Consider the following 7,753-nt stretch of genomic DNA (forward strand, 5'->3'; position numbering starts at 1 on the left):
AGCCAGCGCAACAAAGAGCTGCGCGCAGACAGGTGTCGCCTAACCGATTGTTTTTGTTGAAACAGGTGGCATCCAGAAGGTCCGCCAGCCGCACCGCGCGGCTGGTCAAGGCAACCAGCCTTCACTTCGCCACGCAGCACGTCCGGCGAACCTTCTGAATGCCATGACGGTTGGGCCACTTGATCAGCGTTGCCCTAAAGCCCATTGAAATTCGCTCAGGCGAGTGCGAGACAAAGTGAAACGGGCCGAAAAAGGCACAGTCCAAATGCGGAAAATGAGCATCTTGAGACCTGTTTTGCTGCAGGATCGTGCCGACTGAGTTGGATTTCTACAGCCTGCCCAGCGCGCTACTGGATCACGCGCTTGCCGCTGCGGAAGGTTTCCTTCCAGCCGGGGGCATCGAGACGGTCAAGCCGCACCGTGCCGCCGCTGTTCGGGGCATGCACGAATCGACCGTTGCCGACGTAGATGCCGACATGACTGATCTTCCGATGGGCAGCGAACAAGACCAGATCGCCACTCTGCAAATGCCCGAGTGAGACATCCGGTCGCTTGAGTTTGCCGATATCGGCCGAGGTGCGCGGCAGGCGAATTCCGGCGGCATCACGGAACACATAGCCGACCAGGCCGCTGCAATCAAAACCGGCTTCCGGGGTGTTGCCGCCGTAGCGATAGCGCGTGCCAACCAGGGACATCGCGCGAAACAGGACGGCATTGGCGAGGACGGTCGTATCCGATGCAGGGCGTTCCGCACCGCCCGAGGCATACGTCGATGGGCGTGTCTCGGTCTTGCCGCAGGCACACAGCAGAAGCAGTAGCAGCAGGATTGTGGGTCGCAGAAAGCACATCGCCCGACCTTGGGTCAGGTCGGGCGATGTGTCAACTGAAGGCAACTTGATCAGCGTTGCTGAAAGACAAAAAGAAACGCCGCACGCGGATTCGGAAACGTGCGACGTCTCTGGAAAAATCAGGCTGCGCTGGCGCAAAGTTTCAAACGCGGAGTCTGGACTGCGGGTTCTTCGAAAAGTGCCTCGGCGTCGCTGACCATGGCTTCGTGCAGGGTCTGCACGGCTTCCTCGAACTGGTGCAGGCGCTCCTGCGAAGCGGCGGCGACGTTTTCCGGAACCTGTCCGGCATCGAGCAAGCTGCGCAGCATGTCGCGATGCTGGTCGCTGAAATCGGGATCAAGCAAGGCTTCATCGAGGGCGCAAATGACCGCAGCAAGCCAGCCGGATGTCGGTGAGCGCAAGGTCAACAGCATTTCATTGGACGAAACATTCATGTTGGATCCCTCTTTGGTTTCCTCAGCTGTTTACAGATATGCAGGCTTCATGCCAATTCGCTCTCACGGATTCGCAGCCACGAGCCCGGGCAGCAATCTTGTTGGCAAACGGACGTCTCCGGCACAAACGGGCGCAGAACGAGGCCCGTTCGGGGCCAAATTGTCGACACAGTCCAGTTTCGTCACATCGTGACAAACTTCGACCGAGCAACGATTGCGCGCCTTGCCCCGGTGTGCTTGCCTGGAATCGCTCGAAGTGAGCAATTCTTGTAGTGGTTCGTGGGCACTGTCGTAGAATCTGCGGCTATGAAAAATACTGAGTCGGACGTGTTGGTTCTGGGCGGAGGTGTGATTGGACTGGCATGCGCCCGCCAGTTGCTCGCCGCGGGGCGCCAGGTGACGGTAGTCGACCAGGCCATGGTTGGCAGCGGAAGTTCGCACGGCAATTGCGGAACGCTGACGCCAAGTCATGCCATGCCGCTGGCCATGCCGGGTGTGGTCGGTACCGCAATGCGCTGGCTGCTCAAGCGCGATGCTCCGTTACGCATCAAACCGCGATTTGATCCCGCCTTGATGCGCTGGCTGTATGCATTTCGTCGACGCTGCAACTGGAGCGACTTTTCCAAGACAACGGCACTCAAGGCACCGCTACTGCTGCGTTCGGCCGAGCTGATTGCCGAGATCGTCGAGCGCGACAAGCTCGATTGCGAGTATCAGGCGCACGGAACCTTGCACGTCTATCGTGACCAGCGCAGTTTCGAGCATTCAGCCTGGTTTCAACGCTGCCTGGCCGAGGTCGGGATTCCAGTCGAGATTCTTGACGGCGAACAGATCGAAGCCATGGAGCCGTCGCTCAAACACGGCGTGGTCGGTGGCTACTTCAATGCCGGCGATGCCCAGTTGCGGCCCGATCGATACGTTGCCGAACTGGCGCGCGTGGTCCGTGAGCACGGCGGCAAGATCGACGAGGAAACGCATATCGATTCGATCGCGGTCGAGCGCGGTCACATTTCCCGCGTACGCACGAACAAAGGTGACTATTCGGCGAATGAGGTTGTCTTTGCGCTTGGTGCCTGGTCGGCAAAGCTGGCAGCGTCGATCGGACTTCGTTTGCCGATCCAGCCAGGCAAAGGCTATTCGATCACCTATTCACGCCCGGCCAATTGTCCGCGTACGCCGTTGACCCTGAAAGAAGCCAGCGTTTGCGTAACCGCGTGGGGTTCCGGCTATCGTCTTGGCAGCACGATGGAATTCGCCGGCTACGACACCAGCCTCAACCAGACCCGGCTCGATGCCTTGCGTCGCGCAGCCAAAATTTATCTGCACGAACCGGAAGGCCCGGAGATGCAGGAGGAATGGTACGGCTGGCGACCGATGACTTCCGATGACTTGCCCATCCTCGGCCGTGTACGCGGCATCGACAACCTGTGCATGGCCACGGGCCACGGCATGCTGGGTGTGACCATGTCGGCCGTGACCGGTTTGCTGATCAGCGAGGTCATTGCTGGCGAGAAGCCATCCATCGACCTTGAACCGTTCAATCTGGCCCGCTTTGGCTAAGGCAGCGCTGATCAAGTGGCGGACCTTCTTGAAGCCACCTGTTTCAACAAAAACAATCGGTTAGGCGACACCTGTCTGCGCGCAGCTCATTGTTGCGCTGGCTTGAAGCGACTGCATGGATGCAGGAGGTACGCCTCCATGGATGGAGGCGGTAGAACCGCGTTGGGAACAAGCGGTCGAGAGGTCCTCCTGCGCATCCTGCGCACGCGACATTCGCACATCCATGTGCAGCACAACGCAGGAGCAGTTGCCGACCGTGACTTGATGGTTCTAGAGCACGCTCCTTCGTCGCGCGGCATCCCTGCCTCTTTTCACTCGCCTCCCGGCGAGCGAGTGTCTTCTCTTTGCGTGGCCAAAGAGAAGGCACCAAGAGAAAGGCCACCCCGCGATTGCGCCTTGCGCACAGTCCCTGTGCTCCAGGTGCGCGAGGCTGCTCCGGGGTTCGTTGACAGTCCATCCATGGACTGGCATCGAACTGGCCCACTTCCTGTGGGCCATCCTTCGGACATTTCTTCCGCAACCTCGCCGCGATCGAGGGGACCCCGTTTAGCGCGCATCGTGCGCGCCAAAGCGAAGAGTAATGCCGAAGCCAAAGCCAAAGCCAAAGACGCGAGCTTGCTGGAATCCGTTTCGGCTTGGCTGCGCAGGCGACTGCATGGATGCAGGAGGTAGAGCAACGCAGGAGCAGTTGCCGAATGCGCAGTAACCGGGCCCCTATGCAGCGGCAACGTGACGCAGGGATTGCCCGCAGGGTGGGCGCAATGGATTGCGCCCAGTTCGACGCCAGTCCAGGGATGGACTGTCGGCGAACCCCCGGAGTCGCGTTGCGTAGTCGGAGGGCAGGAGCCCGGAGACCGCTGCAATGGGGTGGCCTTCTCTTTGGTTACTTTCTCTTGGCCACGCAAGAGAAAGTGACTCGCTCGCCTGAGGCGAGTGAAAAAAGGCAGGGATGCCGCGCCGCGGAGCGGCGTAAAGATCTAAATGAATCGAGAATTTTTTATCTTGCTTCAGAGCAGCCGAGCGCTGCTCTGCGCTTGTCGCAGCGCGGAAAGTCTGCTGTCGAGTATTACGAAACTGACCGGGAATCAACGTCGAAACTTTTGATCACGAGACAGGATCAGGTTCGGGGGAAGCTCGGTTCACCACAAACGGAGGCTGGTGGATCTACCTCTGAATCAAGTGTCATTCGATTCAAGGCGCATCGACTGAACTCGCCTTGAATCGGTTTGATCCTCAATCGTGATCGCGAATGACCAGCAGGCGCAGCTCGGTCATGTCCTCGATCGCATAGCGGATACCTTCGCGACCCAGACCGGAATCCTTGACCCCGCCATACGGCATGTTGTCGACGCGGAAGCTCGGTACATCGCCGATCACGACGCCACCGACATCGAGGCGATCCCAGGCGCGCATGGCCTGGTTGATGTCATTGCTGAAGATGCCTGCCTGGAGACCGAATTCGCTGTCGTCAACGATGCTCAAGGCTTCGTCGAAATCCGCATACGGCTGCAGGATGGCAACCGGGCCGAAGGCTTCCATGCAATTGACCTTCTGATCGGCACCGACGCGCTCCAGCACCGTGGCTTCGAGCATGGCGCCATCGCGCTTGCCACCGCAGAGCAGGGTGGCACCGTCCTTTACGGCCTCCTGGATCCACTCGTCGAGGCGTTTGGCTTCCTTGACGTCGATCATCGGACCGATGAAGGTTTTCTCGTCCTTCGGATCACCGGCGACAAGCTTGCGGGTAGCGGCGACAAAGCGATCGCGGAAATCATCGTAGATATCCTCGTGGATGAGAATGCGCTGGACGCCGATGCAGCTTTGTCCGGATTGATAAAATGCTCCGAAGATCACGCGTTCGATGACTGCATCCAGATGCTCATGTTGATCTGATTCGATGACGCAGGCCGCGTTGCCGCCAAGCTCGAGCACGACCTTTTTCTTGCCAGCCTTGGCCTTGAGATCCCAGCCGACAGCTGGCGATCCGGTAAACGAAAGCAGTTTCAGACGTTCGTCGGTGGTGAACAGATCGGCACCATCGCGATGCGCAGGCAGAATCGAGAATGCACCTCTGGGCAAATCGGTCTCGGCCAGTACCTCGCCGATGATCAGCGCGCCGATTGGCGTGCGACTGGCTGGCTTGAGCACGAACGGGCAGCCTGCGGCGATACCCGGTGCAACCTTGTGTGCGGCCAGGTTGAGTGGAAAATTGAACGGCGAAATGAACGAGCACGGTCCGATCGGCACGCGCCGGGTGAATCCGCGATAGCCCTTGGCCCGCGCCGAAATTTCGAGATTGAGCACCTCGCCATTGATGCGTACTGCCTCTTCGGCGGCGACCTTGAACGTGTCGATCAGACGGGTGACTTCACCGCGTGCATCCTTGATCGGTTTGCCGGCCTCGATGCACAAGGCCATGGCCAGTTCATCGTAGCGCTCGCGAAACCGCTTGACGCAGTGTTCGAGCACGGCCTGGCGCTGGTACGGCGCGAACTTGCGCATCGGCTCGCTGGCGGCAACGGCAGCAGCAATGGCCGAGTCAATGGCCTTGGCGTCGGCCAGGGCGACCCGCATGGCGACTTCGCCACTGAATTTGTCAGTGACCTCGAGATCGGTGTTTGCGAACACGGCCTTGCTGGCCAAATAGTAGGGATAGCTGGACTTGAGCATGCTGCGCTCCTGCATCAACGGACGAATGAATGGTGCTGCGCTTGATCGGCAACACGCCGATTATTACAACTCGGCGCTGAGTTCCTTGATCTCGCGATTGAGCACGCGGTCATTGTCAGAATAGTCAATCGGCAGGTCGATCAGATGAACGCCGGGTGTATCGAGGCACTTTGCCAGCAGTGGCGCAAATTCCTCGGTCGATTTCGGTCGATGACCGTGAGCACCGTAGCTTTCGGCATATTTGACAAAATCCGGATTTGTCATGTCCATGCCGAAGTTCGGGAAGTCCATGTTGGCCTGCTTCCACTTGATCATGCCGTAGGCGTCGTCGTGGATGAGCAGGATGACGAGGTCGAGCTTGAGTCGGACCGCGGTTTCGATTTCCTGGGAGTTCATCATGAAGCCGCCATCGCCGGCGATGGCCATGACCTTGCGATCCGGATAGACGATCTTTGCCGCGATCGCTGAAGGCAGGCCGGCGCCCATGGTCGCCAGGGCGTTGTCGAGCAGCATCGTGTTTGGCAGCGTGCAACGGTAGTAGCGCGCGTACCAGAGTTTGTACATGCCATTGTCGAGACAGAGGATGCCGTCATCAGGCATGACCTTGCGCACGTCGGCAACCATGCGCACCGGATAGATCGGGAAACGCGAATCGTCGGCACCCTTGGCCAGATGCGCATCGAGGTGCTTGCGCACGTTGTCGTCGTAGGAGAAATCCCAGTGTGCCTGCTTCTTGAGGATCTCGTTGAAACGCCAGATTGCATTGGCGATATCGCCGACAACTTCGATCTGCGGAAAGTAAACCGTATCGACCTCGGCAGTCAGGTAATTGACATGAATGACCGTGCGCTTGCCGTGACGCATGAAGAACGGCGGCTTCTCGATGACATCGTGACCGACGTTGATGATGCAGTCGGCATGCTCGATCGCGCGATGGACGAAATCGCCATCCGACAACGCGGCGTTGCCGAGCCAGAGCGGGTGGGTTTCATCAAGTACGCCCTTGCCCATCTGCGTGGTGAAGAACGGGATACCGAATTTTTCGACAAACTGGCGCAGCATCTTGCTGCTGAGCTTGCGGTTGGCACCGGCGCCAACCATGAGGATCGGCCGCTGCGACTCACTGATGGCCTTGATCGCGCGCAGGATCGCCTTTTCATCGGCGATCGGACGTCGGTGGTAGCTGGCCTGGAGGACGAAGGCATCGGTTTCATCCTTGGCGATGTCCTCGGGCAGCTCAAGATGGGTGGCACCTGGCCGCTCTTCTTCAGCGCGGCGGAACGATTCGCGCACGCGAGCCGGAATGTTGTCGGCCGAGACGATCTGGCGCGTGTATTTGGTCAGCGGCTTCATCATGTCGACAACATCGACAATCTGGAAATGGCCCTGTTTGGAGGCCTTGACCGGCTTCTGCCCGGTGATCATGAACATCGGCATGCCGCCGAGTTGGGCATACGCCGCCGAGGTGACGAAATTGGTTGCGCCGGGGCCGAGCGTGGCCAGGCAGACACCGGCCTTGCCGGTCAGTCGTCCGTACGTCGCCGCCATGAAGCCCGCTGCCTGTTCGTGACGGGTCAGAATCAGTTTGATCGATGAATTGCGCAGTGATTCGAGCAGGTCGAGGTTTTCTTCGCCGGGAATACCGAAAACGTATTCGACACCTTCGCTTTCAAGTGCCTTGATAAACAGATCCGAAGCTTTCATGCGCATTTCTCCAATCTCGTTGATGACGGGTGGATGGTGCTTGATTTGATGGAACGGGACGTTTCAATTCAATACGCGCAGGCGATAAAAATCGGACCTGGATCACGTCGATGTCGAGGGTTTTCGGGTGAACTGATGAGTCTGCTCAGCAGAGGGTGAGCCCGATTGTGGGCGTCGTTCAGGATGCGGGTCAATTGCTGTTGTCGATTCGCAGGCGCAATTCACCGTCAGCGACGATGCCTCGCAAGCGTGAATCCGGGCTGGTCTGAGCCACGCTGTGGACAACCGCGCCGGAGTCGGAATCGATCAGGATCGAGTAGCCGCGAGCCAGTGTGGCCAGCGGGCTGACCGCATGCAGCGCACGCGCGAGCTGACCCAGATGTGCCCGTCTGCGTTCGATGCGATGGTTCATCGTGGCGGTCAGACGCGTGGCAATCGCCTTCGCCCGGTCATTGGCCAGCGCCAGCTTTTGTCGCGGATGGAGCGCGGCGAGTCGCATGTGGCCGCGTGCAAGTCGGGTCAGGCGGCGTTCGAGAT

Annotated in this window: 6 protein-coding genes; 1 reads left to right on the forward strand and 5 read right to left on the reverse strand. The window is 59.2% G+C overall.

The window, feature by feature from the left end:
* Positions 1 to 347 precede the first annotated feature (347 nt).
* Both VFN25_RS10455 and VFN25_RS10460 read right to left on the reverse strand, forming a co-directional pair.
* The gene (locus tag VFN25_RS10455) at positions 348 to 848 is read right to left on the reverse strand and encodes a C40 family peptidase (RefSeq protein ID WP_325141601.1); all 501 of its coding nucleotides are present in this window, start codon (positions 846 to 848) and stop codon (positions 348 to 350) included.
* Positions 849 to 967: 119 nt separating this feature from the next.
* Complete coding sequence (locus VFN25_RS10460; protein WP_325141603.1) at positions 968 to 1,282, reverse strand: hypothetical protein; 315 nt, start codon at positions 1,280 to 1,282, stop codon at positions 968 to 970.
* A 306-nt stretch (positions 1,283 to 1,588) separates the two neighbouring features.
* On the opposite strand from VFN25_RS10460, the gene VFN25_RS10465 reads away from it, so the two are divergent.
* Positions 1,589 to 2,842, forward strand: a complete 1,254-nt coding sequence (locus VFN25_RS10465; protein WP_325141605.1) for an NAD(P)/FAD-dependent oxidoreductase — start codon at positions 1,589 to 1,591, stop codon at positions 2,840 to 2,842.
* A 1,233-nt stretch (positions 2,843 to 4,075) separates the two neighbouring features.
* On the opposite strand, the gene VFN25_RS10470 is transcribed toward VFN25_RS10465, so the two are convergent.
* The 3 genes from VFN25_RS10470 to VFN25_RS10480 form a co-directional block, all read right to left on the reverse strand.
* Positions 4,076 to 5,512 carry an aldehyde dehydrogenase family protein gene (locus VFN25_RS10470; RefSeq protein WP_325141607.1) on the reverse strand — a complete coding sequence of 479 codons (1,437 nt, stop codon included), beginning with the start codon at positions 5,510 to 5,512 and terminating at the stop codon, positions 4,076 to 4,078.
* Positions 5,513 to 5,575: 63 nt separating this feature from the next.
* Positions 5,576 to 7,216: an acetolactate synthase large subunit gene (locus VFN25_RS10475; protein WP_325141609.1), complete on the reverse strand. Its 1,641-nt coding sequence runs from the start codon at positions 7,214 to 7,216 to the stop codon at positions 5,576 to 5,578.
* A gap of 190 nt (positions 7,217 to 7,406) precedes the next feature.
* Positions 7,407 to 7,753: exodeoxyribonuclease VII large subunit (locus VFN25_RS10480; protein WP_325141611.1), on the reverse strand; the 347-nt coding region annotated here is incomplete at its 5' end.

The organism is Dokdonella sp., from assembly GCF_035703485.1.
Taxonomy (GTDB): Bacteria; Pseudomonadota; Gammaproteobacteria; order Xanthomonadales; family Rhodanobacteraceae; genus Dokdonella.